This window comes from Lachnoclostridium sp. An196, assembly GCF_002160135.1.
GTDB classification, from domain to species: domain Bacteria; phylum Bacillota; class Clostridia; order Lachnospirales; family Lachnospiraceae; genus Hominiventricola; species Hominiventricola avistercoris.
Window position 1 is genome coordinate 107,024 of sequence record NZ_NFJZ01000007.1, and the last position, 26,833, is coordinate 133,856.

15 protein-coding genes and 1 pseudogene are annotated in these 26,833 nt (G+C 51.7%); 3 read left to right on the forward strand and 13 right to left on the reverse strand.

The window, feature by feature from the left end; genetic code table 11:
- Positions 1–34: 34 nt before the first annotated feature.
- The 12 genes and pseudogenes from B5F29_RS09740 to B5F29_RS09795 all read right to left on the reverse strand — a co-directional run bounded on the left by B5F29_RS09740 (position 35) and on the right by B5F29_RS09795 (position 14,177).
- Complete coding sequence (locus B5F29_RS09740) at positions 35–1,165, reverse strand: DUF362 domain-containing protein (protein ID WP_087154440.1); 1,131 nt, start codon at positions 1,163–1,165, stop codon at positions 35–37.
- Between the two features lie 131 nt (positions 1,166–1,296).
- Positions 1,297–1,935 (reverse strand): annotated as a pseudogene (locus B5F29_RS09745) (AAA family ATPase); the annotation flags it as partial.
- Positions 1,936–2,093: 158 nt separating this feature from the next.
- Positions 2,094–4,163, reverse strand: coding sequence for a polyphosphate kinase 1 (ppk1, locus tag B5F29_RS09750; RefSeq protein WP_087154442.1), 2,070 nt, complete (start codon positions 4,161–4,163; stop codon positions 2,094–2,096).
- Between the two features lie 9 nt (positions 4,164–4,172).
- Positions 4,173–5,084: a magnesium transporter CorA family protein gene (locus B5F29_RS09755; RefSeq protein ID WP_087154443.1), complete on the reverse strand. Its 912-nt coding sequence runs from the start codon at positions 5,082–5,084 to the stop codon at positions 4,173–4,175.
- A gap of 97 nt (positions 5,085–5,181) precedes the next feature.
- Positions 5,182–5,829, reverse strand: coding sequence for a phosphate signaling complex protein PhoU (gene phoU / locus B5F29_RS09760; RefSeq protein ID WP_087154444.1), 648 nt, complete (start codon positions 5,827–5,829; stop codon positions 5,182–5,184).
- A gap of 7 nt (positions 5,830–5,836) precedes the next feature.
- Positions 5,837–6,586 carry a phosphate ABC transporter ATP-binding protein PstB gene (gene pstB / locus B5F29_RS09765; protein WP_087154445.1) on the reverse strand — a complete coding sequence of 250 codons (750 nt, stop codon included), beginning with the start codon at positions 6,584–6,586 and terminating at the stop codon, positions 5,837–5,839.
- A 2-nt stretch (positions 6,587–6,588) separates the two neighbouring features.
- On the reverse strand, positions 6,589–7,476 hold the full coding sequence (gene pstA / locus B5F29_RS09770) for a phosphate ABC transporter permease PstA (RefSeq protein ID WP_206414204.1): 888 nt from the start codon (positions 7,474–7,476) through the stop codon (positions 6,589–6,591).
- A 7-nt stretch (positions 7,477–7,483) separates the two neighbouring features.
- Positions 7,484–8,338, reverse strand: a complete 855-nt coding sequence (gene pstC / locus B5F29_RS09775) for a phosphate ABC transporter permease subunit PstC (protein ID WP_087154446.1) — start codon at positions 8,336–8,338, stop codon at positions 7,484–7,486.
- A gap of 30 nt (positions 8,339–8,368) precedes the next feature.
- Positions 8,369–9,358, reverse strand: a complete 990-nt coding sequence (locus B5F29_RS09780) for a substrate-binding domain-containing protein (RefSeq protein ID WP_206414202.1) — start codon at positions 9,356–9,358, stop codon at positions 8,369–8,371.
- Positions 9,359–9,523: 165 nt separating this feature from the next.
- On the reverse strand, positions 9,524–10,864 hold the full coding sequence (locus B5F29_RS09785) for an MATE family efflux transporter (protein ID WP_087154448.1): 1,341 nt from the start codon (positions 10,862–10,864) through the stop codon (positions 9,524–9,526).
- Positions 10,865–10,946: 82 nt separating this feature from the next.
- Positions 10,947–12,764 carry an aminopeptidase P family protein gene (locus B5F29_RS09790; RefSeq protein ID WP_087154449.1) on the reverse strand — a complete coding sequence of 606 codons (1,818 nt, stop codon included), beginning with the start codon at positions 12,762–12,764 and terminating at the stop codon, positions 10,947–10,949.
- A gap of 24 nt (positions 12,765–12,788) precedes the next feature.
- Positions 12,789–14,177, reverse strand: a complete 1,389-nt coding sequence (locus B5F29_RS09795; protein WP_087154450.1) for an aminopeptidase — start codon at positions 14,175–14,177, stop codon at positions 12,789–12,791.
- Positions 14,178–14,518: 341 nt separating this feature from the next.
- Here B5F29_RS09795 and B5F29_RS09800 point away from each other — a divergent pair, with 341 nt between their 5' ends.
- The 3 genes from B5F29_RS09800 to B5F29_RS09810 all read left to right on the forward strand — a co-directional run bounded on the left by B5F29_RS09800 (position 14,519) and on the right by B5F29_RS09810 (position 16,540).
- Complete coding sequence (locus tag B5F29_RS09800; RefSeq protein ID WP_162608402.1) at positions 14,519–15,697, forward strand: PD-(D/E)XK nuclease family transposase; 1,179 nt, start codon at positions 14,519–14,521, stop codon at positions 15,695–15,697.
- Positions 15,698–15,898: 201 nt separating this feature from the next.
- Positions 15,899–16,069 carry a type II toxin-antitoxin system HicA family toxin gene (locus B5F29_RS09805; protein WP_087154452.1) on the forward strand — a complete coding sequence of 57 codons (171 nt, stop codon included), beginning with the start codon at positions 15,899–15,901 and terminating at the stop codon, positions 16,067–16,069.
- A 66-nt stretch (positions 16,070–16,135) separates the two neighbouring features.
- Positions 16,136–16,540 (forward strand): type II toxin-antitoxin system HicB family antitoxin, encoded by a 405-nt coding sequence (locus B5F29_RS09810; protein WP_087154453.1) that lies wholly within the window; start codon positions 16,136–16,138, stop codon positions 16,538–16,540.
- 103 nt (positions 16,541–16,643) lie between these two features.
- Here B5F29_RS09810 and B5F29_RS09815 read toward each other — a convergent pair whose 3' ends face one another.
- Positions 16,644–26,789: a Cna B-type domain-containing protein gene (locus tag B5F29_RS09815; protein ID WP_087154454.1), complete on the reverse strand. Its 10,146-nt coding sequence runs from the start codon at positions 26,787–26,789 to the stop codon at positions 16,644–16,646.
- Positions 26,790–26,833: the final 44 nt, after the last annotated feature.

Here is a 26,833-nt window from a genome sequence, read left to right on the forward strand (position 1 = left end):
TCCGGTTCGATTCTGAAAAAGTTTCATGAGTCCGTTATTTTACAAAAATCAGTTCATAGTCGCGGTTTCCAAGTCCGATCTTCGCCGCATGGTCAAGGCAGGTCTTGTATTCGGAATCCGGAGTCGTATTTTCAAAATGATCGTGATGATCGCAGAAATCTTCGCTGCGCATCCGGTCAGAGAGCTGGCTGTTCGGCAGCGGATCACATTTCAGGCAGGCGTCCACACACGCCTGGTCGAGGGCCAGCGGATCAAAAGATGCGAACATGCCGATATTCGGCAGGATCGGCGCATCGTTCTCCGCATGGCAGTCGCAGTTCGGCGACACATCTACTACAAGAGAAATATGGAAATTCGGACGTCCGTCGATCACCGCCTTGGTATATTCCGCCATACGGCAGTTCAGTTCTTTGGTCGCCGCGTCATTGACAAATTCGATAGCGTCAAAGGTACAGGCTCCCAGACATCTGCCGCACCCTACACAGTTGTCGGCGTTGACCGTCATCTTCTTTGTATCTTCATGAAATTCCAGACCGTTGTTCGCACATTCCTTCTGGCAGCGGCGGCATCCGCGGCAGATATCCGGATTAATGTTCGGTTTCCCGTTGGAATGCTGGTCTTTCTTGCCCGCACGGGATCCGCATCCCATGCCGATATTCTTGATGGTTCCGCCGAAACCGGTCATCTCATGTCCCTTGAAATGAGTCAGGCTGATGAAAACGTCGGCGTCCATGATGGCCCGTCCGATCCTGGCGTTCTGTATGTACTCGCCGCCGTTTACCGGTACCTCAATATCGTCGGTCCCCTTCAGTCCGTCGCCGATGATGACCGGACATCCCACCGTAAGCGGGGTAAACCCATTCTCCCAGGCACACTGCAGATGCTCCAGCGCATTTTTCCTGCTGCCCGGATAGAGTGTATTGCAGTCGGTCAGGAAAGGCATGCCGCCCAGTTCCTTTACCACATCGGCGACTGCCTTTGCGTAATTGGGGCGCAGAAAACTGAGGTTGCCCAGTTCTCCGAAGTGCATCTTGATCGCCACGAACTTCTGGTCCGTATCAAGCTCCTCGATGCCTGCCTTTTTAATCAGTCTTTTCAGTTTTGTGGGCAGTCCCTCGCCCAGTTTGGTTCTGAAATCTGTATAATATACTTTTGATTTTTCCATTTGGTGTTCTCCTCGCTTTCATCTCATGCCATTACGACCATGCATTCTTTCTCGCAGAACGCGATTCCATATTTGATGATTTTTTTCGTGCCGCGTCCCTCACGCTGATGGACTCCCACAGGTAGTCGTAGCTCTGCCAACAGCTCATCGCAGTAGTTAATAACGTCCCAGGGACAGTACACATCCGTATCCCCGAAACGGTATCCATCATACCAGTCACGGATCACGTCTTTATAAGAGAACAGACCGTAGGATGCCAGTATTTCATCCACATCTGCATCAGTAAAGCCAAAGTATTCATCATATCGTATATCCGAGATCGTGTGTACCTTCAGATTGTTAAGGTCCGTGAAGATACTTTCTTTGGAAATCCGCAAACATCCCGTAAAAACGGCAAAATACAGGCTGTCATTCGTCTTCAGCGCATTGCCAAGCAGGTTTCGAATGAGATTTACCATCTCATCATAGTATCCTCCCTGGAATGCCTTATCCAATGGAACATCATACTCATCAATCAACAGGATAACTCTCTGGTCATAGTGCCTGGTCAAAAGCTGTGAGAGTATTTTCAGGCTTGCTTCTGCCATTTTTTCTGTCATCGTGTAAATCCCGCCCTGTGATGAACCAACCTCTGTCAGCTGCGCATAAAATTCTTTCTCTCTCGCAATCTTTAAACCGTCGAACAGCGCCGGATCGTTCCCTGTCTCAAAAAAGCTCTTCAGCATGCTCATGTTCAATGTCTTTCCAAAACGCCTGGGACGGGTAAACAGGTTTTTCCATCATCATAAGGTCACCAAAGAGTATAAGCTGCCTGTTATATGTCTATTTTACCGTTAAGCCACAGAGCAGTCAAGTTTGTCCGTTAAATTATCGTGTCGAGCCGGGCACACCACAAAAAAACCCCATCCGTCTCCGGACAGGGTCTTTTTCAGGCTTCCGCGTTCCCGGCGGCTGCTCTGTACGCTTCTTCAAAGAAATATTCCTGAGAATTCAGAGGTTCTTCTCCTTCTCCCCGCTCTACTCTCACATAATTGCCATCCGGCATCTGGATACGCGCTTTCACGTTGTCCCGGAGCATGATGCGGAACATATGGCGGATGCGTTCTTTCAGCGCCGGATCATAGATGGGTACACCCACTTCCACCCGACGCAGCGTGTTGCGGGTCATGAAATCCGCGGAAGCAATATAGATCTTCTCCCGCTCCCCGCACCCGAAGATATAGATTCTGGAATGTTCCAGATACCTGCCGACGATGCTGATCACGCGGATATGGTCCGTCTTTCCCGGGATCCCGGACTGGACGCAGTTGATGCCCCGGATCACCATATCGGTCTTCACCCCCGCTTCGGACGCCTCGATCAGCTTGTCAATGATCTTTTTATCCGTCAGCGAATTGATTTTGACGCCGATGTAAGCTTCGCGGCCTTCTTTCGCTTCCCGGATCTCCTCGTCTATCATCTCCAGAATCCGGTTCTGCAGGCATCTGGGCGCTACCAGCAGATGTTCTGTTTTCTCCACCACATCCCCCAGAGAAAGCGCCTGGAATACCTGCGCCGCTTCCTGACCGATCTCCGGATTGGCCGTCATCAGCGACAGATCCGTGTAGAGACGCGCCGTCTTCTCATTGTAGTTCCCTGTACCGATCTGGGTAATATACTCAATCCGTCCTTCTTCTTTACGGGTGATCAAGCACAGCTTGGAATGCACTTTCAGACCGTCCAGGCCGTAGATCACATGGCATCCGGCGTCTTCCAGCCGTCTGGACCATTCAATATTATTCTCCTCGTCGAACCGCGCTTTCAGTTCTACCAGAACATCCACCTGTTTCCCGTTCTCCGCAGCTTCCACCAGAGCTTCCACCACCTTGCTGTCTTTGGCCAGGCGGTACAGAGTCATCCGTATAGATACGACCTTCGGATCGATCGCCGCTTCATGAAGCATGCTCAGGAAAGGTTTGATGCTCTCATAAGGATAGGACAGAAGGATATCCTTCTCCAGGATCTGAGGAATCACCGGTTCTCCATAGCGGACCATGGCGCTTCTCTGGGGCACCCGTTTCTGGAAGAAAAGCTCCGGCTTCCGCCGCAGGCTGTCCTGGATCTGGGACAGGAAAGACAGGTCCATGGGCGCTCCGGTGAGAAATACCTGCTCCTCTTTCAGCCCCAGCACCTGGCAGAGGCGCTCGATAATCCGCCCGTTCAGCTCTCTGGTCATCTCCAGACGTACCGGGCAGAGCTTCCGGCGCAGTTTCACCACTTCCGCCATATGGTCTCTGTAGTTCAGATCCTCGTCATAAATGCTGTCCGCGTCGATATCCGCATTGCGCGTCACGCGGATCAGAGACTTCTCTATGATCCGGTATTTTTTGAAAACTTTCGGCAGAAAATGCAGGATCAGATCCTCTGCCAGCATAAATGAACCCGGTCTGGACGGAATCGTGATCAGCCTCTCGAATGCGTCGCTGCCGCAGGGAATGATGGCGATCTTCTCTTTCTCTCCTTTGGTCTCCAGCACCGCCACCGCGTAGATGCCCCGGTTGCGCAGGAATGGAAAGGGCTGTTTCCTTCCAACGATAATCGTAGACAAAAGCGGCTGGATCTCCCCAACAAAATAGCGTTCCAGATATTTGGCTTCTTCATCGGACAGGGAGGCGAAACGGATCAGCCGGCTGCCTTGTTCCGCCACCTGTACCATCAATTCTTCGTAAGCCTGGTCACGGCGTTCCGCCAGCACATGAATCCGTTCCAGCAGGGCGGCGATCTGTTCCCGGGCGGTCATATTTGTCTTATTTTCCCGTTCCTCTTCCTTCAGCAGCATCATATCGTGCAGAGAACCGATACGCACCATGAAGAATTCATCCAGGTTGCTCTGATAGATAGAAAGAAAACTCAGCCTTTCGCAGAGAGGAATGCTCTGGTCTTCCGCCTCCTCCAGCACGCGTTCATTAAATTTCAGCCAGGACAGTTCCCGGTTCTGATAACAAATCACTTCGTTCATGTTTGTCTCCTATAATATTTTCTTTTTCTTGAATATAAAGATACAGACGATCACCACCAGAATGCTGACAAGAATGATGACCGGGTATCCTCCATCCAGTTCCGGCATATCCTGGAAATTCATCCCATACCATCCGGTAATCAGGGTCAGCGGAAAGAAGATCGTGGATATCATAGTCAGAAACTGCATATTTTCGTTTTGTTTCGCGTCAATGACCGCCTGATAAGAATCCCTTACCTGCTGGGCATATTCCAGCAGATGGCTGGTGCGGTCCTTCAGCCGGTCCGCCCGGTCCGCCACGGTGCCGAAATACCGCAGCTGCTTCTTGGCAAAATAACGGTTCTCATTCTCTTCCAGATCCCGCCCCATATCCGCGATCTGATCATAGTAACCCCGGAGAGTCAGGAGCTGCTTGCGGATAGGCTGGATCCGGCTGCGGATGTCCTCCACATGTCCTTTGCCCGCCTGGTCTTCCATATCCATCAGTTCCCGTTCGTAATTCTCCAGCAGCACCGCGTCCTTCGAGATAAATTCCACCATGAAGTTATAGAGAAACCGTTCTCTGGTCTCCCCCTGATGGGCTTTTTTCCGTCGGATCCGCTCCACCAGGCGTCTGGCAAAACCGTCATTGTCCGCCAGCACGATGTATTTTTCCGTAATCACACAGGCGATCCGGTATCTGCTCCCCAGCACATCCAGCAGCCTGGGGATGGCAAACGTACCATACAGGCATTCCTGCTGCGCTTCCACTTTGCAGAAGCAGATCTCGGAAAGCGGGCTGTCGCTCTCCACGCTGATGGACAGCTCCTCCATCACCTGCGGGAACTGCGCCTCGGTGATCAGAAAAATCGCCGGAATCCCCGTCGTCAGCACGGTCTCCATATCTGTCTCTTCCATCTGGCTTCCCAACGTGTATATCATCTTGACGCTTTTCCTCCAGAAATCATATGCTCAATAAGTACACAAAAATTCCCCCGCCACGCGTTGTGCCGGGGGACATCCGTATACTTCCTGTGCCTTATTCGTTGTTGCTGTGTACGCCGGTCACTGAATATTCCACCCACTCCGCGATATTGACTGCATGGTCGCCAATCCGCTCAAAATATTTGGCAATCATCAGGATATCGATACAGCGCTCACCTTCCTCAGGGTTCTCAGCGATCAGCTGGATCAGCTCTTTCTTCACTTCCATGAAGAGGTCGTCCACGATGTCGTCCTCTTTCATCACCTGTCTTGCCAGCAGCAGATCCTTCTTTACAAAGGAATCGATGCTGTCGGTCAGCATGCGCATGGCCGCTTCCGCCATCTTGCGGATATGTACCTGCTGGGTGATATTGCTTCCCTCCAGGAATTTGGCGATATCCGCGATATCGGACGCCTGGTCGCCGATCCTTTCCATATCGGAAATCATCTTCAGCGCGGCGGAGATCGTTCTCAAGTCCCGCGCCACCGGCTGCTGCTGAAGCAGAAGCTTCATGCAGAGACTTTCGATATCCCTCTCCTTATGGTCGATCTCGTACTCTACCATAAAAGCTTTCTGTCTGGCCTGTTTGTCGGAATCCAGCAGCGCCGTGGTGGCGTCCGCGATAGCTTCCTTGCACATAGCTCCCAGTTCAATCAGGTCTTCGTTCAGCTGTTCCAGCTGCTGGTCAAATCTGTTTCTCATCTTCTTATTAACCAAACCTTCCTGTGATATAATCTTCGGTTCTCTTGTCCTTCGGCATAGAGAACAGTTTCTCCGTCTTGTCATACTCGATGACTTCTCCCAGCAGGAAGAATGCGGTGTTGTCGGAGATACGGGCCGCCTGCTGCATATTATGCGTTACCATGATGATCGTATAATCTTTTTTCAGTTCCAGCGCCAGATCTTCTACTTTGGAAGTAGAGATCGGGTCCAGAGCGGAAGTAGGCTCATCCATCAGGAGAACTTCCGGCTGTACCGCCAAGGCTCTGGCGATGCAGAGTCTCTGCTGCTGTCCGCCGGACATGCCCAGCGCGCTCTTTTTCAGACGGTCTTTTACTTCATCCCAGATCGCCGCGTCCCTCAGAGATTTCTCCACGATATCGTCCAGCTTCGCTTTGCTGCGGATGCCATGGGTGCGGGGGCCGTAAGCGATGTTGTCGTAAATACTCATGGGGAACGGGTTCGGTTTCTGGAACACCATGCCCACCTTCTTGCGCAGAAGATTCACGTCGATATTTTTATAGATATCCACGCCGTCCAGCGTCACCTCTCCGGTGATCTTACATCCCTCCACCAGGTCGTTCATCCTGTTCAGGGATTTCAGAAGCGTGGATTTCCCGCATCCGGACGGACCGATAAACGCGGTGATCTCCTTCTCCGGAATGTCCAGATTGACGTTCTTCAGGGCATGGAAATCACCATAATATAACTCCAGGTTTTTTATATTAAACTTTCCCATACTTAGCTCCTTGTAAATTTCTTGGCAATCAGGCTGGACAGACCGTTAATCAACAATACCATAACCAGCAGGACAACTGCCGTCGCATAGGCCTGCTCCATATACAGACCTTCGTTCAACAATGCATACATATGAATGGCAAGCGTACGTCCGGATGCCAGTACGTCCAGAATCGGGAAATTGCCGATCTGCGTGGTCGGGATACCCGCCACCGTACCTGCCGTATAAATCAGAGCCGCCGTCTCGCCGGTAATACGTCCGATACCCAGGATCACGCCCGCCAGAATACCCGGCATAGCGCTGGGCAGGATCACGACGAACACCGTCCGGAGACGTCCGGCGCCCAATCCGAAGCTGCCTTCCCGGTAGGAGTCCGGAACCGCTTTCAGAGCTTCCTCCGTCGTTCTCATAATGGACGGAAGAATCATAATCGCCAGTGTAAACGCGCCGCTTAACATGGAATATCCCCATCCAAACGCCACGCCAAACATCAGATATCCGAACAGGCCGTATACGATGGACGGGATACCCGACAAGGTTTCTGCTGTCGTACGGACCACAGACACCAGTTTATTTCCTCTTCTGGCATATTCTACCAGATAGATCGCAGAAAAAATCCCGACCGGCACTGCCAGGAGAAGAGCCAGTACCGTCATGATAATCGTGTTGATGATCGCCGGCATCATGGATACATTTTCCGTGGTATATTCCCACTCAAACAACTCCGGTGAGAGATTCGGTATACCCATAATCAAAATATATGCAATCAGTGCGACCAGTACGCCGATCGTAATCGCCGCCGCTGCCCATACCAGCACGCGCAGTATCCACTGTACCGTCTTCTGTCTGCGCAGGCTTTCCGCTTCTCCTTCTTTCAGCAGCGCCGTCATATTCATATCAGCCATCCGTATCCCTCCGTTTCACCAGTGAGAACAACAGGTTGATGATCAGAATGAACACAAACAGAACCACGCCTGTCGCAATCAGTGCTTCTCTATGTAAATCTGCCGCATAGCCCATTTCCAGAACGATATTGGCCGTCAGCGTACGTACGCCGGACAGCAGACCTTCCGGAATCACCGCCTGGTTTCCGGCCACCATGATCACAGCCATCGTCTCACCGATTGCACGGCCGATACCCAGGATCACACCGGCCATAATACCGGACTTGGCGGCTGGAAGAACTGCACGGAATACGCTTCTTTCATGAGTATCGCCCAGCGCCAGGGCTCCTTCATAGTAGCTTTCCGGGACCGCGCGGATCGCGCTCTCGGACACGCCGATAATCGTCGGCAGAATCATAATCCCAAGTAATATCGATGCTGTCAAAACACTTTTTCCGCTCCCGCCGAAAATATCCTGCATCAGCGGGACAATCACTACCAGACCAAAGAATCCATATACGATGGACGGAATACCCGCCATCAGTTCAATCATAGGTTTTAAAACCGGGTAAATCTTTTTCGGACAGAACCTTGCCATGAATACTGCACAGAGGATGCCGATCGGCACGCCGACGATGATGGCTCCGGCCGTCACATAAATACTTCCCACAATCATGGGGAAAATACCAAAAATATTATTTAAAGGTTTCCATCTCATGCCGCCCAGAAATTCCAGGGGTCCGATCTCCAGAATAGCCGGAACTCCATTGGCAAACAAGAAAATACAGATCAGGGCAACTGCCAGGATGGAAACACACGCGGCGCCTAAAAAGACGCCGTGCATGAGATTTTCTTTCAGATTCTTCATATTCTCTTCCTTACGTGTGTTCCCGAAAGATTACTGTACCTCAGACCAGTCGGTAATCTCTCCGGTGTAGATCTGCATAACCTGCTCAGAGGTGATATCGGTAATCGGATTCTCCGGATTTACAATGATTGCAATACCATCCATCGCGATCACGGTCGGAACAAGGCCGCTCTCCAGCTCCGTATCTTTCAGTTCACGAGATGCCATACCGATGTCATAGCTTCCATCCAGAGTAGAAGTCATACCAGTGGTAGAATCGCTCTGCTGTACTTCGATCGTAGCGTTCGGGTTTACTGCCTGATAAGCCTCTGCCAGTTTCTCCATAACCGGAGTAACAGAAGAAGATCCGCCTACGGTGATGGTTCCTTCGGACTCATCGCTGGTGAATGCGCCGGTGCTGCCCTGGCTTACGTATCCATCCTCAGAAACTACTGCCTGGCCATCATCGCTCATGATAAAGTTGATGAAATCTGCTGCAACGCCTTCCGGCTCGCCTGCCGTTGCGATATTGAACGGACGCGCTACTGTATAAGAACCATCTTTTACAGTGTCAACCGTCGCTGCCACTCCATCCACATTCAGGGCTTTTACCATGCTGGTGTCCAGAGAACCAAGGGATACATATCCGATCGCATTGGTGTTTCCTGCTACAGTAGTCATCATAACGGAGGTGCTGTTGGTGATCTCAGCGGTATCAACCGTCATATCTACTTTATTTCCATCCGCGTCTTCCTGCTCGATGCCAAGCAGTTCTACAAAAGCGCCTCTGGTACCGGAACCATCCTCACGGGACAGAACGGTGATCGCGCCGCTCATGGAACCGCCGGCCGCTTCTGTATCCTCAGCTGCTTCTTCCTCCGCAGGAGCTTCTTCTGCCGTCTCTTCCTCAGCAGCCGCATCCTCGGTTGTATCGGTCGTAGCCGTAGTATCTGTGGTGGTGTCGGAAGAACTGCTTCCGCATCCGATCACAGTCGTTGCCGTCATAGCAGCAAGCATAAGTACAACAATCGCTTTTTTCATAATAATTTTCTCTCCTTAAAAATGGTTTCAGATTTTACTCTGTTTTTTATGTACTCCTCAAGTACATACCTGATCATACAGACCGAATGTAAAATCTAAAACCATCTTTAAGTAAAATATATGTAAAATCCATCGGAAACAGCGTCCCGAAATGTAAAATCCATTTCACATACAGCGTTTCTTTCCGATCTGCTGCCTGCACCAGAAAAACGCCGGAATCAGGAATATGTCCGCAAAAATCCATGCCATGGGATGCGCCATGCAGATCGCCGCATAGCCCAAGAACGGCACCAGCACCGCCGAAGCCAATATTCTTGCGATCATCTCCATGACGCCGGAAACAATGGCAAAGATCGAGAATCCCATTCCCTGGATCGTAAACCGCACGGTATTCACCAGCGTCAGCAGACAGTAGCCGCCCGTGCAGAACAGCAGAAATTCATAAGAATATTCGATGATCTGCGCTTCCGCGGCATCCACAAACAGCAGCGTCAGCTGGCGGCCTCCCAGAAGAGCAATCAGAAAACAGATCAGAGATGCCCCGAAGCCGATCAGGGATGCAGAAAGCAGTCCTTTCCCGATCCGGTCCAGTTTGCCGGCCCCCATATTCTGTCCCGTATAGGGAGCCATGGTCTGCCCCAGCGCTTCCACCGGGCAGGAGATGAAAGCGTTAATTTTCTGGGCTGCCGTGACCCCTGCCACCACTGCCGCTCCCAGGCCGTTGACAGCCGCCTGGACCACCAGCGTTCCGATCGCAGTCACCGAATACTGCAGACCCATAGGTATCCCGATCAGACAGAGTCTCTTCATATAAGAAAGCTCCGGCTTCCACTCTTCTCTGGTTCCCCGAAGAACGGGATATTTCTTCCACATATAGAAAAGGCAGATCACGCCGGATACCCCCTGAGAGATCACCGTAGCCAGCGCGGGGCCTTCCACGCTCATATCCAATAACCGGATCGAGACAATGTCCAGGGCAATATTCAAAAGGGAGGCAAGCGCCAGAAAAACCACCGGCGTCCTGCTGTCTCCCAGCGACCGGATGATTCCTGCCAGGATATTGTACAGGAAGGTGCACGGAATCCCCCAGAATATGATGACAATATAAATATAGGCATACTCAAAAATCTCCGGAGGCGTGTCCATCAAGGCAAGAATCGGACGGCAGGCAGCTACCACCGCCAGCGTCAGCGCCACAGAAAATACGATGCACAGCCAGGCGCCGTTGGCCACATACCTCCGCAGCCTGGACTCCTCCCTGGCTCCGAACATCTGCGCCACCGGGATCGCAAAACCGTTGCACACTCCAGTGCAGAATCCGATCACCAGGAAGTTCAGTGAACTGGTGGATCCGACTCCCGCCAGTGGATTGACTCCCAGGTACTGCCCTACGATCACGGTGTCCACCATGCTGTAAAACTGCTGAAAAAGCATTCCCAGAAACATGGGAATCGCAAAACTGACAATCAATTTTGCCGGAGATCCGGCCGTCATGTCTTTCGTCATGATCTGTCCTCCTTTTCGCAAACGAAAGGATTATATCTCCGGCAGGAACTCTTGTCAATCGGTATTCCGCCTCACGCCCTGATTATATCTCACGGGTATAGACCTGCAGCCACTCCCGCTCCTCTTCATCCAGATAAGGAGACAGTTCCTCATACACCCGGCGGTGGTAGCGGTTCAGAAGTTCCCGCTCCTGAGGGTTCATCTCCTCCGGCAGAATGGCATCCAGGTCGATAGGTACAAAGGTCAGCGGCTCAAATCCAAGAAACCGTCCGTATTCATTCTGGCCCTTTTCCACACAGACCAGCTCATTTTCCGTGCGGATCCCATACTGCCCTTCCACATACACGCCCGGTTCATCGGTGGTGACCATGCCCGGCTCCAGTACGGCGGGAGGTTCTCCCGGACGCATCTTCCAGCGGAAGGCGTTGGGGCCTTCATGGACATTCAACAAATATCCCACTCCATGACCGGTTCCGCAGCGGTAATCCATCCCCAGCTCCCACAGAGGCTCCCGGCATAAAATATCCAGGCTGTATCCGGTGCACCCGTACAGGAACACCGCATCCCCCAGATTCAGGCATCCCCGGCACACGGCCGTAAACATGCGCTTCTGCTCCATGGAAAGCGGTCCCAGCGCAAAAGTCCGGGTGGTATCCGTGGTTCCCTCCAGGTAATGCCCTCCCGCATCCACCAGAAGGAATCCTTCGGGACGGATCGCATCGTACTGTTCCTCTGTGGCGGAATAATGCATCATGGCGGCATTGGCTCCGCAGGCACAGATCGGGGCGAAACTCTGCCCCAGATAGTGATCCTGCTCCTTCCTGCGGTCTTCCAGATACTCTGCCGCCGACAGCTCCGTAATATTTTCCTTTCCCACACGGGTTTTTACCCAGCGCATGAAACGGGTGAAGGCGATGCTTTCTTTGCGGTGCGCTTCTTCCAGGTTGCGGAGCTCTGTACTGTTTTTCACGGCTTTCATCCGCTCCGAAGGATTCGGCATGTCCAGAATGCAGATTCCTTCCGGAATCGACGACAACAGCTGATAATTGACCGCTCTTTTATCCAGCAGAACCGCCGACGCATCCCTCCTCTCTCCCGGCGCGGCGTCTGCCGCCTTCAGCGCCGCCAGATCCGTATAAATTTCCCCGTAGTCTTTTCTCCGGACTTTACAGGATGCCAGATATTGATCCGTCTCACTGCTTACAACCTCCGGGCGTACATACCAGACGCAGTCGTCCTGCGTGATACACAGGAAAGACATGATTACCGGTACGCAGGGGATATCCCCTCCCCGCAGGTTCAGAATCCAGGCAATATCGCACAGATCCGCCAGCACATGCACGTCCGCGCCCGCTTCCCGCATCTCCTCCCGGATCCGTGACAGTTTGCTTTCCGTACTCTCTCCGCTCCAGCATTCGTCCAGGATCCATACCGGCGCGGGCGGAATACCCGGGCGGTCTTCCCAGATCTCCCCGACCAGATCCCGGTCTGTGGTCAGTTTCGCGCTTTTTCTTCCGGCTGCTTCCGCCAGGCGCGCCGCCCGGGCAGCTCCCATGGTACGTCCGTCAAATCCAAGACATCCGTCCTCGTCCAGCCGGGCTTCCACCCAGGCTCCCGGTTCCGGCACTCCCGGCTCGCCCATCCGGAACAGCCGGATCCCGCTCCCTGCCAGCTGACGCTCCGCCTGGATAAAATACCGGCCGTCCGTCCACAGCCCCGCATCTGTCAGCGTAACCACCGCCGTACCGGCAGACCCGGTAAATCCGGTTATATATTCCCGCGCCCGGTAGTGAGCGCAGACATATTCCGACTCATGACAGTCAGAGGACGGGATCACATAGACACTGATCCCTGCCTCTTTCATCTTCTGTCTCAGTTTCCGCAGCTGCTCCCGTTCCATTTTCCACTCTCCTCTCTGCCCGCTTCAATCCCAGCGTGCTTTCAGAAACGCTCCGTATCCGCGATAGGCTTCATAAATGTCCGCTTTGCTGGATACCTCCCAGGGGCTGTGCATATTCAGAAGAGCCACGCCGCTGTCAATGACATCCATTCCATAATTTGCAGTGATATAGGCAATCGTTCCGCCGCCTCCCTGGTCCACTTTGCCCAGTTCCGCGGTCTGCCAGCAGACGCCGGCGCCGTCCATAATCCCCCGCAGCTGTCCGATATACTCTGCGCAGGCGTCATTGGAACCGGATTTTCCTCTGGAACCGGTGTACTTATTAAACACCATGCCGCGTCCCAGGTACGCCGTGTTCTTCTTTTCAAAAGCGGACGCATAGTTCGGGTCAAAAGCCGCGCTCACATCCGAAGAAAGCATGTGCGAATTCTGCAGGCACCGGCGCAGCGCCAGTTCGGAATACTGGCCGGACAGCTGCATCACTTCCGCCGTCACATTTTCAAAATACCGGGACTGCATGCCCGTGGCTCCCATGCTGCCGATCTCCTCCTTGTCAGTCAGCAGACACACGGAAGTATACGCCGGATCCTGTACTTCCAGCTGAGCCAGAAGGGACGTGAACGCGCAGATCCGGTCGTCCTGTCCATATCCCATGATCATGCTCCGGTCCAGTCCAAAGTCCCTGGCCGCTCCTGCCGGTACCGCCTCCAGTTCCGCCGAGAGGAAGTCTTCCTCTTCGATTCCATACTGCTCCTTCAGGATCCCGAGCAGCGCTTCCCGGATCTTTTCTTTCTCCTCTGTATCCTTCAGCGGACGGCTGCCCACGATCACATTCAGGTTTTCGCCTTCCACCACGACGGCTGCTTTCTTCTGCAGCTGCTCCGAAGAAAGGTGGATCAGCAGATCCGAGATGCCGAACACCGGATCCCCCGGCTGCTCGCCGACCGCTATCTCCACCGTGCTCCCATCTTTTTTTACCACTGTGCCGTGCAGGGCAAGCGGGATCGCCGCCCACTGGTATTTTTTGATGCCGCCATAATAATGGGTCTCCAGAAGCGCCATCTCTCCATCTTCATATAAAGGGTTCTGTTTGATGTCGAGTCTTGGAGAATCGATATGGGCTCCCAGGATATTCATGCCCCTCTCCATAGGCTCCGTGCCAATGTGAAACAGGATCACCAGTTTCTTTTTATGAACCGCATAGACCTTGTCCCCCGGCTGCAGGCTTCCTTCTTCCCGCACCGCTTTTTCAAGAGACACATAGCCTGCCGCCTCTGCCATCTCCCGGATACGGACGGCGCATTCACGCTCCGTCTTACAGTCTGAGATAAACTGCCGGTACTGCTCCGCGATCCGGTTCACCTGTACCAGATCTGCTTCCTCATATGTATTCCACGCATTCTTTCGTTCCATGTCTGTACTCCTTTCTGTCACTACACTGCCCGGAACACTGATCCGGACGGTCTCTGTTATTTATTATATATATTTTTGCGGGGGTGTACAAGAAGCAGAAAAGAAGACGAAAAAAGGTTGAAAAAATTGTGCAACAGTGTTGTATTTTCCTATTCTCTATGTTAAACTGAATTACATAGAGTATATCTCTGCCGGCAGATATTACACTCTGTTGAAAATCTTTGAACTGAATATTTCCGATGAGTTCTCATCATATTTCCTTTTTCAATCTATTTTTATCCGCACAGGGAGATTTGCGCGCATTTTTCCAATGTGGAAATCCAACTGCAAGGAGACTGCCTATGAATCAATCCAAAAACAAATTCCAGCAAACTTCTGCGCCATACGCCCATATCATATGGAAGGATCCTCCCGATTCCAGAGAATCCATAGAATCGTATCTGGAGAATGATCCTATATTATATCTCTCCTATCGGCATCTGACCTCGCCGTACCGGGAACGGCTCCTGGATTTTCTGCGGGGAGCCAGAACCCTTCCTCTGACTTACGACCCGTTTTTCAAAACGATCTTCGATCCGGTGCTTCATCCGGAACGTCTCTCCGGGCTGATTTCCAGCCTCTTAGGTATCCCTGTAAAAGTAAAAGACGTCCTTCCCACAGAAGACCGCATGCTGGATGGGGAATCTCTGTTGATCATGGACGTACTGGTGGAATTAGAAGACGGCTCCCTGACGAATGTGGAGATTCAAAAGATCCCCTACGCCTTTCCGGCAGAACGCATGTCCTGTTATTCTTCAGATCTGGTCATGCGGCAATACGCACGCGCCAAATCTCTTCGGGGCAAAGATTTTTCCTATCGGGATATGCGGAAGGTCTATACGATTATCCTTTTCGAGAACAGCGCCCATATCTTCCACCAGGATCCGGACCGCTATATCCATCACGGGAAAACCACTTTCGACACCGGTCTTCAGATGACTCTTCTGCAGGAATACTGCCTGGTAGCCCTTGACGTATTCCGAAAAAAACCTTATTCTGAAAATAGAAGCAAACAGACTGCATGGCTATCCCTTCTGACCACAGAAACCATAGAAGACGCCGAAAAACTGATAACCGTATATCCGTGGCTGGAAGATATCTATAAGGAGATCGCCATGCTCCGCCAGAAACCGGAGGAGGTGCTGCATATGTTTTCGGAAGCATTAAAGATTATGGACCGGAATACGGTGCATTATATGATTGAAGAGCAGCAGAAAGAACTGGAAGAACAACTGGAAAAATTGAAAGAACAACAGAAAAAATCAGAAGAACAACAGAAAGAATTGGAAGAGCAACAGAAAGAATTAGAAGAACAACAGAAAGAATTAGAAGAACAACAGAAAGAATTAGAAGAACAACAAAAAGAATTAGAAGAACAGCAGAAACTGCTTTCTGTGAAAGATCAGGAGATCGAAACACAGCGTCGGGAAATCGAGACTCTGAAAAAACAGATAGCAGCGCTCAAAGCACAGGAAATCTGAAACCGACAATTTTCAAAAATCCCGCAGCGGACTCTCCAAAAACAGGAGTCCGCTGCGGGATTTTATTTTATTCATCTGTTATCTGGTTCATTTATTTGAATAATTTGACACATAAAGCGTTTGACAAATACGCATTATATGCGTATAGTATATGTTAGGAAAATACATTAAAGAAAAAACCATTTCAAGGAGCTTTTGTTCATGAAAAGACGAGATTTGATTAAGCTTCTCGAAGAAAATGGATGGCGCTTCAAAAGAAGCGGCGGGAATCATGATCTGTATACTGACGGCAACAGAGTCGAAGCAATTCCCAGACATTCAGAAATAAACGAGATGCTCGCAAAAACAATCATCAAGAAGCTGGGGCTTTAAGCCCCGGTACTTGATATTTCATAGAACCAGGCCCGATGAAATGTCATAAAAAGAAAGGAGTCAAACATGAAAAAGAAAGGAGCGTATCCGGTCATTTTAAAACGTACGGATGAAGGGTATTATGTGGAAATACCTGACTTCGATTCCGGTACGCAAGGCGCCACAGTCGCAGAAGCGATGGAAATGGCAAGAGACGCAATTGGATTGATCGGAATTGATCTGGAAGACGAAAAAAAGGAGATTCCAAAACCATATTCCAAACAATTCAAAATCACAGATGATGATATTTTTACATTAGTCGATGTAGATTTTTCAGAGTACAGAAAAAGAGTTGATAATAAAGCAGTAAAAAAGAACTGTACCATTCCTTATTGGATGAGTGTCGAAGCCGATAAAGCCGGCGTTAATTACTCACGTGTGCTTCAGGATGCATTGGCCGGGATACTGGGCGTGAAGAAATTAACGAATTAAATCAGATTCCGAAAAATTGACAGTTTGTGAAAAAATCCCGCAGCGGACTCTCCAAAACAGGAGTCCGCTGCGGGATTATTTTATTCATCTGTTATCTGTTCACTTATTTTTTCCGTCTCCGGTACACATATACGCCAATTACGGTCAAAACAGCTGCGGACAGTACGGCAGCCGCCGTCCAGAGCGAGATCCGCGCGCTGTCTCCGGTTTTTACGGAGCCGGTCGGCACTGCCGCGCTTACCGCCATGACTGTATCTTCCTCATCGGAAGAATCGTCAGAACCGGTCGATCCGGAACTGCGTTTTACATTCGTAATCGTGTTGTCTCCTTCTCCATAATCGACCCTGTAACCGTCCGGTACCACCTCCTGTACTGTATAAGCGATTTCCGCGCCATTTTCGTCATATTTGGGAAGTCCGGCAAAAGTATATACCCATGTATTGTCCGTACCGGAGGTTGCCTGATTCCAGAGTGCTTCCAGGTTTCCGGTATCTGCTCCGACTTCTACCCTCTGTACTTCCACTCCGTTCGCGTACAGGATCAGTTCAATCTCCTCCGGCCGTTTCCCATTAGAATTATTGTTGTCATCCCAGACCTTTGTCACCGGAATGTCAACTGTCTCAGACAGCGTATTGGTGAAATCATATCCGTCTGTATCCGCTTCATATCCGTCCGGTATGATTTCTTCCACCCGGTAGGTGTAGAGATTTCCTTCATCGTCGGTCAGCGGAAGCCCGCTGTAGGTATACGTCCATACATCCGTGTCCGTGCCGGTCCAGACAAGGACTGTTCCGTCCGCTTCCAGGATATCCGCCGTCACTTCCTCTTCTTCGCCGCCCTCTGTGCTCCGGTATATCTTAAGTTCCAGCGTCTCCGGGCGGGTGCCGTAGGCATTGTGATTGTCCAGCCAGGTCTTCGTGCCGGATACGGCTGTTTCAGGAATATTGGTAATCGTGTAGGCAAACGTGCCTGCCTCCTGTTCCCCGTCCGTTTCCGTGATCCGTCCGCCGTCTGTATGGACAACAAATCCGGATTCTTCCACCGGATTTTCTCCGACTGTTTCTTCCTTCACCGTATACAGGTACCTCGTCCCTTCTTCAGCAAAGCGGGGAAGGTTCTCGAATGTTCCTTTCCAGCCGTTCGCATCGCTCAGCGTCAGGGTCAGCGGATCTCCGCTCTCGTCCGTGACTGCCACCGGAAGACCATCAGAGCCCTCGGTACTGCGGTACAGTCCTACCGTCACTTCTTTCTGTTCTCCGGCGTCTGTTCCCCGCCATACCTTCTGAACCTTCACTTCTGTGGTCAGGATGTTCGTCACTGTAAATCCTTCTTCCGCAGAGCCCTGCGCGGTACCGTCTCCGGCGCCGTCCGCCTGATAACCGTCCGGCACCGAAGCTTCTTTGACCGTATACTGATAACGGACTCCGTTTTCGTCATATTCCGGCAATTCACTGAACGTGTAACTCCAGGAATCAGAGGAGCCGGTCACCGTCCGGATCAGTCTCTGCAGCAAGTTCCCTTTTGTCAGAGTTACCGTATCATATTCTATGCCGTTCTGATACAGGATCAGCGTAACGGATTCCGGCCTCAGGCCGTCCTGGTCGCTTCCGTCCAGCCATTCTTTAGTCACCGTAATCTCAATCGTATCGTCCAGCGTATTGGTAATGTTATTGCCGTTGTAGGCAGACTCATATTCCTCGGGGACTTTCTCTTCCCGGACCCGATACGTATACGTCCGCCCCATTTCGTCCGCTGCCAAAAGGTCCGAATAGGTATAGGTCCATTCGTTCCCTTCCTGCCCTGTCCACTCAAAGGAAGCTTTTTCTTCTTCCAGGGTCTCTGCGGTCACTTCCTCCCAGGAAGTTTCCTCATCCGGTGTTACAGTTCTCTGGAGCGTCAGTTCCAGAGTTTCCGGGCGGGTGCCGTAGGCGTTGCCATCGTCTTTCCATGTCTTGGTGACGGTCAGATCTGTGCGGCCGATGTTGTAGATGGTTGTCTTTTTATTCTGTGTATCCTGCACATGTACAATCTTCCAGTCTCCTGCATATTGGGAATCTGATTTAACGTCCTCGATCTGCACCGCGCCATCGCCTGTCCCGATCCGTATCTCCCGGGCATAATATACGTACTTTTTCGCTCCGGATTCTGAGCCGCCATATTCCGGCAGACCTTCAAACGTATCGGTCCAATTGTTTTGGCTGTTCAGAGTCAATTTCATCTGCGTACCGTCTGATGCAGGTACTTCTTCTGATTTTTCATCTCCCGGCGTTCCTGTAGTCCTCCAAAGGCCCACAGTCACTTCCTGTATCTCGCTTTCATCCGCCACTGCCCAGATCTTTTCCACGGTCAGAGAGGTTACCTTTTTGTTGGTGATGATCGTGGTATCTCCTGCTTCGTCCGTGGTCTCTCCATATTCATAGTCTGTCTCGTATCCCGCAAGCGCCGACTCTGTCACCCGGTACTGTGTCTTTCCATATTCATCTTGCACGCTGCCCGGCAGTACTTCCGGAAGATTCGTCCACTTTGCTTTCCAGGCTTCATATTCCCAGTAATCTTTGTCTGCAGACTCTGCTTCCGCCTGCCCGTCCAGTTCCACTATCTCCTCGGGGGAAACATCTGTCCAGATCTCTTCTCCATCTTCCCCATAACCACTCAGGTACTGCAGAGTCAGAGAGACGGACTCTGTATTTCCACCGTTGCTCTCCCAACTCTTTTCTGCATAGATATCCGTCGTAACCATGGTGTTCGTGACCTTCGTGGCATTGGATATACTATAATCATATGACGCTGTATAGGTATCCGCATACGTCCCGGATGCTTCCACCATGTAATCCTCAAGGTTGTCTTTTGTATATCCTGTTTTTTCATCACTTTCCGAGAGCGGATTCAACTCCACCGCGCGGTACTGATATTCTACAGTCTCTGTCCTGTCCTCCGACAGTCCCGATTCCGGAAGACCGGATACCGTTCTGGAAACGGATCCGCCCGCATTGGCTCCATATAGCTCAACGATCAGCGGTACCGGTGTGCCGCCTTCTTCGCTGACCATTACCGGCTCCCATACAGTGCCGCCGTCCGACGAGCGCTGGATTACAAAACTGACCTGCCAGTCATAGACAGAATCCTCTCCGGCCTCCGGCCGGGTCCCGTAACGGTTGTCCTTGTCTCCTGCCCACACCTTCGTGATCGTAAGGTCTGTGGTTTCCAACTTGTTGTACTGTATGTTGTCCTCACTGTCGTGAGAATCTTTGCCCTCACCGTAATAGGCGCTGAACAGGCCATCCGCAAAATTGTATGTATAGGTCTCTCCGTTTTCACTGTTAATAACTTTAATCACTTGTTCATAACCCGTGCCGCTGACTGTAATACAGCTTTCCACCACCCGGTATTCCAATTTTGTTGCCGTATTGTCAGCCGCTGTATCACCTGTCCCAGCTTTAACAATCCATCCGGGCAGATTTTTAAAACTGCCTCCTGTATTCCATAGGTCATCGCCGAGACGGCCTGTCAGGGTCTGCGTGAAAGAATATCCATTAAACAAATCAGAAAAAACCTCATCTGACAATGCGCCTTCAAAATACGTTTCGGCGTCCTGCCATTTGGTATTTCCTGCGTCCGAAATTTCTCTCACCTGCAGGGTAAACGTCACTTCCAGTTCATATCCCAGATAATCCTCCGTGATCTCGTCTCCGTCGGAATCCACCCAGTACTTGCTGAACGATTCAGAAGTCATGATAGAATTCTCCAGGTCGGTCATAGACTGCACCAGACTCCCACTCGATTCATCTACTGTCGGATTTCCGTTTTCTGAAGCGGTATCTTTTACCGCCGTATAAGAATCAATGTGCGTCTCCTCCACCGTATACTCCCACTCCATACCGTTGGGCGCGTAGAGGGCCAGTTCGCCATTAACGATTCCGGTGATCGTATAAGTCCAATGTTCCTCGTCTGTTTTCTTCCATTCAATAGAGTAATCTGTATTTGCTGTCAGCTCTGTCTTTTTTATCGCGTTATCCTGCCCCGGCTGGCTGTCCGCCTCACGATATACTGTCACAGCAATATTAAATTCTTCCGGACGTTTGCCAAATACATCTCCGGCATCATCCCATACCTTCCTTCCTGTCAGGATCTGTGTCTCCGGATCCGCTGAGGGCTGGTTGATAAAGGTCGCGCTCACTGTCAGTGCTTCCTCTTCGCCGCCAGACTCTACAGAAGACACCAAGGGTTTTAAATCAGTCACAGAAGTTTCCTGATCCATTTCTATAATGCTGCCTATATTCTCTTCTGTAACATTCTGTTCTACCGCCCAGGTATCATATCCGTTCAGATAGTCCGTGACCTCTTCGATGGTGTACACATACTCCGAACCGTTGGGCGCGTACTGCTCCAGCCCGTCCAGCGTAAAGATTCCCTGAAGCCAGCCGCCGGTGCTATCCGACCCCGCCGCCTCCTGCACCATCTCAGCGGACCATACCAGATACTCATCGCCTTCGTCATCCTTCATCCAGTGATACGGATCCTCTTCGTCCGGTGACACCCTAATATACTCTACATCTGATGTAGTTCCAGTGTTTGTCGTATAGGTACGGCTGATCCGGAAGTAGACCGCCGGATAAGTATTCTGATCAGCCAGCTCCAGATATTTCTGGAAGCTCAGGCTGCCCGTCTCGCTCGCATAGGTATTTGTCGCCGTAAAATTCACGATCCCTGGCTCATCAAATACCTGTCCCACCTCAATACCGTCAGCGCTGTCATCTAACTGCACTTCTTCCCGGATCACATACTGGTACAGACGGCCGTTTTCATCAAACTTGGGAAGTTTCTCCGCGTCGGGATTTTCCGGTGCTGCCGTCACAGTTCCATCTTCGGCAATTTCTAATTTATTCTCACCTTCATACTCAAAAGTAAACGTATAAATACTTCCGCTGAGTATCGCTTCCCAGTTTTCCTCACTTATCGTCAGGGATACGACTGGATCTCCTTTCAGTATCTCTTCCTCACTTTCACCAGAAACACCCCTGTACAGGTAAAATGTCACCGTCGGCAGATCCTCGCTTGGATACTGGTCCGGCAGATTTTCCCACAGTTTCCGCACCGTGACCGTCGTCTCTCCCTCGATGGAATTGGTAAACGTCCCGCCTTCCTTCAGAGCATAGGCGCCGGACTCTTCCATCTCATACACATAGCCAAAGGTTTTCGCATCCTCTGTCGGCTCCATACTGCTGCCCAGATCTGTCACTGTACTGCCTTCGTTAATACTGTACCCGACTGTCTGGTACCCCAGCTGGTCCGCCGCTATCATTGTCTGCTCCACCGCATAATAAATGATTTCATAACCGTAATCATCGTACATGGGCAGATCGCCAAAATCCGCCGTCCAGCGGGTGGTCGTCTCGTTATCGTCCTGAGTCCACAGATAATTTCTCTGGTATAGCTGAAGACTTACATCATCCGCGTCCGAACTGTTATGTACCAGCTGATAAAGGTCGATATACAGATCCGGCCGTTCCTTATTCTGGTACGTGTAATCATCGTTCCACTGTTTCGTCCACTGCACGGTCTTGCTGCCGGTGAGCTGGTTGGTGATCTCCACCGTCTGTTGATCCGATGTGTGCAGTTCGCCGGTCACATCATAGCTGGTGGTCATAGATGTGGTATATTCTTTGTAAAGCTCATATAACTGCGGATAATTATTCTCCAGTTCTTCATCAGAGAGCTCACTATATTCACCATTCCGTTCGATAACCCAGCTTTCTCTCACCTCGTAACCGACAGTGCTTCCGTTCAGATCATATTTGGGAAGGTTGTTAAAATAATAGGTATACGTGGATGCTTCTGTGTCCAGGTCCAGCTCCAGAACCGTTTTCCCGTCACTGCCGCTTCCATCTGCCTGGTTGCTTAAATAAGTTGAAATATATCCGATATTGACTTCATCTGCGGTACCGGCATCCGCCGAATGTGTCATCTTATAAGTTTCAGAACCGGCGGCCGGGCTGAAATCCAGGTACAGAACGAGTTTCGGCACTGAAATATCTGAATTCTCCTCTGCTGCCTCCTTCAGTCGTTCCAGTTCCTCTACGATGGCTTTTCTCTGTTCTCCGTCACCGTCCACCCATTCTTTGGTAACGGTGATGTTCACGTTCCCCAGACGGCGGTTCGTCACCGTATACAGCGTGGGATTTCCCACCGCATCCAGTTCCTCCACACCGTAGCTGGCCTCATACCGGTGGTTGGATGCGGAGAACTGATGGATCGCCTCTTCGTTCATCTTACCGTCTTCCGTCGTCGGAACCGGCGTTCCGTCCGATTCTGTCAGGTATTCCGTTGCATGTCCGCCCATCTCCGTCTCCACGATAAAGACTTCCTCCGGTTCATAGGCGCCGATCCCTACCCACGCATTCCAGCTTCCGCCATTCGCTCCGCTGAGCGTCACCTCCTCAACCAATTTTCCGGTATCTCTCGCATAGACGCCGATTGTCACGTCTTCCCGGTGAGTGACGTCACTGCTGTCGGTCCAGTATTTCTGGACGATAATGTAATATCCGGTTCCCGGAGCGTTGGTCACCGTAGTCAGATATCCTCCGTCTTCTGTCCGCTCCGTTTCGTAAGTCGGCACAAAAGCCTGATCTTCACTGCTTATCTCCAGGAGATAATACTCATACAGCAGGCCCTCCTCATTGTATTCCGGAAGGCCGGTCACAGAAGCATGCCAGGCTTCCGCCTCCTGCATGCTGATCTTCAGTCCGTCAGAGGTTGTCAGCGTAGTTTCTTCCTCGTCCGGCATTCCATCCATCGTAAATCTGCAATAAGGCTCTTCATAATCCGGTTCTTCCCCGCTGACGGACCGGTAGATGGCGAACTCCACTTTCGTACCGGCTTTATCGGCGCTGATGTCATTCCCATTCTCGTCCTCCCAGATCTTTTCCACCTCATAGGTAATGGTATCTGAGATCTGGTTCGTAACGATGACGGCTCCGGTCTCCGGATCTTTTTTCGTTGTGGAGCGGTAAGTCACTTCTTCCCCATTCTGGGTCATAGTAAACGTATATACGCCTTCGCTTTCTTCTGACAGGGTAATCTCTTCCCCGTTCTGACAGATGGCGCTCTCCACCCAGCGGTATTCCAGTTCTTCTCCATGGCTCCCGTACCGGGGCACCTGAAGCGTCTCGCTGTCGGTCAGCTGCTCCGCGTAGAAATCATCCATCGTCACCGTCGTTCCGGTGGCCTCCCATTCCTGCTCCTCTTCGCCGTCGGCAGCCACAGGCCTGGATTCCAGAGACAGTTCGATGGTCACGTCTTCAAAATGGGCCTGGAACGCTTCCGCTTTCCAGTCCTTGACCACCGTCGTCTCCACCGTATCCGTCAGACGGTTGGAGATCGTCCCGCCGTTATAGACGAATTCGTTGGTCCCGGTCCGGCCGTCTTCATCTTTTATCAGTTCGTTGCTGTCTCCGTCCGGCACCAGGATAAAATCCGATACCTCTCCGTCTTCTCCGACGGAGCCAAATACCTGCTCATATCCGGATCCGTCGATCACCTCGCGCACCACGTAAATATACCGGTACCCTTCCGCGTCGTACTTGTCCAGAGTAATCGGATTACCCTCGCCATCTTCAAATTCTATGGTAAAAGTATTCGCACTTCCCGCCGACACGGTCATCGTGATATTCTGGCCGTTCTCATCAGTCACCTGCGCCGCCGTCGTGTAAGATTCTCCCGCCCGGTAACGCCACAGATAGAAGGTGACCCCCGGGCGTTCGCCTGAGTCCGCTTCATCCAGCCATACTTTCCTGGCAGAGTAGGTTGTCTCTCCGGTCAGTATCATGATCAGGCTCCCGCCGTCCAGGATCTCATCCGTCGTCGATCCTCCCAGCGCCGAATCCGTGTTGTCGTAACGGATACTGAAATAATCGCCGTCATCGATCCCTTCGATTCCCTCGGGCGTCAGCCGGTCGTTTTCCTCGTCTTTTGTATGTGTACCCACTGTATATATGATCGGTTCCCCGCTCAGCGTGTACATGGGAAGGCTCGTGATCGTAACTGTGCCCCTGTTGGCGGAATCGTTTCCATCGCCGTCCTGGTCATACACCGTGTTAAGGGTATCCCCGTCCAGTTCTTTCAGCTGGGTTTCTTCCTGAAGCTTATCGTCCACATAGGTCTTCAGATAAAATTTCTCCAGGTTCTGGTCCCTCAGCCCCTGCGCGGTTCCCTGGTCTCCCCAGCGGATATCGACCCGGAATTCAAAATCCGTCTCCGCCACATAGTACCAGCCTTCCGACACGCCTTCCTCATCCGCGTTCTCTTCTGTCACTTCCGTCAGAAGATAGGAATCCTGCTCCGGAGCCACAACCCTCCAGTAAACATACTGGGTAGTTTGTACTCCCATTTCGTCGGTCCGTGTAAGCTGTGACGGAAGTTCCGACAGGGAATAGGTCCATTCCGCTCCATTCTCTGTGATGTCTGCCTCCGGCATCTCCTCCAGGCCGATCGCTGACAGAGTTTCATCACTCAGAGTCGTCCACTGCAGGCCGTCTGCTTCAAGATTGCCTTCATCCAGCTGCTCATCCGATACATAATACTGAATTATAACGCTGTCTTTATAATCACCGGTATTCGGACGGATGCCGCCTTCATTTCCGTTGTCCACCCAGAAAATCTGCTGCGAAACCGTACCGTCCTGTTCGGTTATATCTATCGTAATTCCGCTTCTCTGCACTGCCCGGAGCTCTGTCACGCCGTCCGCCACATAGTAAGTCCCGGCCCCGCTCTGCAGCGCGTAAAAATATGTATCCGGCTCTTCTTCCAGCATATCATCCGTGATCTCCAGAAGCGCGTATCCTTCTGTCCGCGGCAGTTCCATATCCCACGAAACCGTATAAGAACGCTCTTCTCCATCCGCTCCGGTCTCCGTGACCGCAGAAGGCAGGCTGTCCCCGGAAATCTTTACCGTATACTGCCGCACCGTATAAGAAACCTCTGTCCCTTCCCCGGTATCTGCTTCCTCTGTCTCGGCCTCTGCCAAAGCCATGATCTGGTCCGAGACGGTCTGCGTCTCTTCCGCCTCTGCGGACGGCAGCTCCGACAGTCCCACCTGATCCATATTGTCTTCGGCAAGGACCTGGTCCGGTTCCTCCTCTGTTTCTTCTGCTCCCTCCGAAGACGCCTCCTCCAGCGAAAAAGTCAGCTCCACATCCGGAAAGTCTTCACTGTCCGGACGGGATCCATCGCTGTCCGGAAGTTCCACCCAATAGATCTCCTGCTCCAGATCTTCGCTCCAGGCGTCGACCCGGACGCCTGTTTCCGTCTCCGGTTCCTCTTCGATCAGCACATAATACCAGCCCGCGCCTCTGTCAGCGAAATCATAAAGCCCCTGCTCCAGGTCTTCTTCCGTCACTTCGGTCAGTTCATATTCTTCCAGTTCCGGGAAAGAGAACTCCCACTCGATCTGCCATACCGCAGTCCGTCCTTCTTCGTCCGTCTCCTCGATGCTGGCGGGCAGACTTGTCCCCTCGTAAGAGACTGTGAAGCTGTCCCCGTCTTCCGTTATCCCGGCGGCAGGCATTTCCTCCAGACAGACTTCCTGCAGATTCTCCTGCGACAGCGCCGTAAATGTACCGTCCTCCGTTCCGTCCGTACTCTTTCTGAACGTCAGTACCGGAGCCGCCTCGTCCGCTGCCGGTCTTATCCCCCGGGCGTTCCCGTCGTCTGCCCAGTAAACGGTCCGCGTCAATTCCTCGGCATACTCCAGAATCCGGATGTCTTCCGCCGGATTTTCTGTCTCCTCCTCACCGTCCGTCTCCTCTTCCGGCTGCTCCGCTTCTTCCGAAGCACCTTCCTCCTGTTCTCCTGCTTCCTCCGAAACTTCTTCCTCCCGGCTGCCGGACTCTTCCGGAATCTCTTCCTCCTGACTGTCCGTTCCCTCCGGAACTTCTTCTTCCTGACTGTCTGTTCCCTCCGGAACTTCTTCTTCCTGGCTGTCCGTTCCCTCCGGAATCTCTTCCTCCTGGCTGTCTGTCTCTTCCGGGATCTCTTCTCCCTGGCTGGCTGTCTCTTCCGGAAGTTCTCCCTGCGTATCTTCCGTGGTGTTCAGAACCTCATTTTGCATTTCGCCGGCAAGAGAGATCTGCGTATCTGAAAACAATAAAACCAGCATCTGCAAAACCAATATCAGACACACAACACGTCTGAATGATCTCAGCATCTTTGCCGGCTTTTTATCTTTCGTGTTCCCTTTTTGGCTCCTTTTCAATGTCTGACCTCCTTCTGCACAACCCGCGCCGTTTACATGCGCCT

What these genes read in the sequence shown, in the direction of transcription:
- B5F29_RS09740 (WP_087154440.1), bottom strand. Translation starts at nt 1,165, where the DNA reads ATGGAAAAATCAAAAGTATATTATACAGATTTCAGAACCAAACTGGGC.
- ppk1 (WP_087154442.1), bottom strand. Translation starts at nt 4,163, where the DNA reads ATGAACGAAGTGATTTGTTATCAGAACCGGGAACTGTCCTGGCTGAAA.
- B5F29_RS09755 (WP_087154443.1), bottom strand. Translation starts at nt 5,084, where the DNA reads ATGATATACACGTTGGGAAGCCAGATGGAAGAGACAGATATGGAGACC.
- phoU (WP_087154444.1), bottom strand. Translation starts at nt 5,829, where the DNA reads ATGAGAAACAGATTTGACCAGCAGCTGGAACAGCTGAACGAAGACCTG.
- pstB (WP_087154445.1), bottom strand. Translation starts at nt 6,586, where the DNA reads ATGGGAAAGTTTAATATAAAAAACCTGGAGTTATATTATGGTGATTTC.
- pstA (WP_206414204.1), bottom strand. Translation starts at nt 7,476, where the DNA reads ATGACGGCGCTGCTGAAAGAAGGAGAAGCGGAAAGCCTGCGCAGACAG.
- pstC (WP_087154446.1), bottom strand. Translation starts at nt 8,338, where the DNA reads ATGAAGAATCTGAAAGAAAATCTCATGCACGGCGTCTTTTTAGGCGCC.
- B5F29_RS09780 (WP_206414202.1), bottom strand. Translation starts at nt 9,358, where the DNA reads ATGAAAAAAGCGATTGTTGTACTTATGCTTGCTGCTATGACGGCAACG.
- B5F29_RS09785 (WP_087154448.1), bottom strand. Translation starts at nt 10,864, where the DNA reads ATGACGAAAGACATGACGGCCGGATCTCCGGCAAAATTGATTGTCAGT.
- B5F29_RS09790 (WP_087154449.1), bottom strand. Translation starts at nt 12,764, where the DNA reads ATGGAACGGGAGCAGCTGCGGAAACTGAGACAGAAGATGAAAGAGGCA.
- B5F29_RS09795 (WP_087154450.1), bottom strand. Translation starts at nt 14,177, where the DNA reads ATGGAACGAAAGAATGCGTGGAATACATATGAGGAAGCAGATCTGGTA.
- B5F29_RS09800 (WP_162608402.1), top strand. Translation starts at nt 14,519, where the DNA reads ATGAATCAATCCAAAAACAAATTCCAGCAAACTTCTGCGCCATACGCC.
- B5F29_RS09805 (WP_087154452.1), top strand. Translation starts at nt 15,899, where the DNA reads ATGAAAAGACGAGATTTGATTAAGCTTCTCGAAGAAAATGGATGGCGC.
- B5F29_RS09810 (WP_087154453.1), top strand. Translation starts at nt 16,136, where the DNA reads ATGAAAAAGAAAGGAGCGTATCCGGTCATTTTAAAACGTACGGATGAA.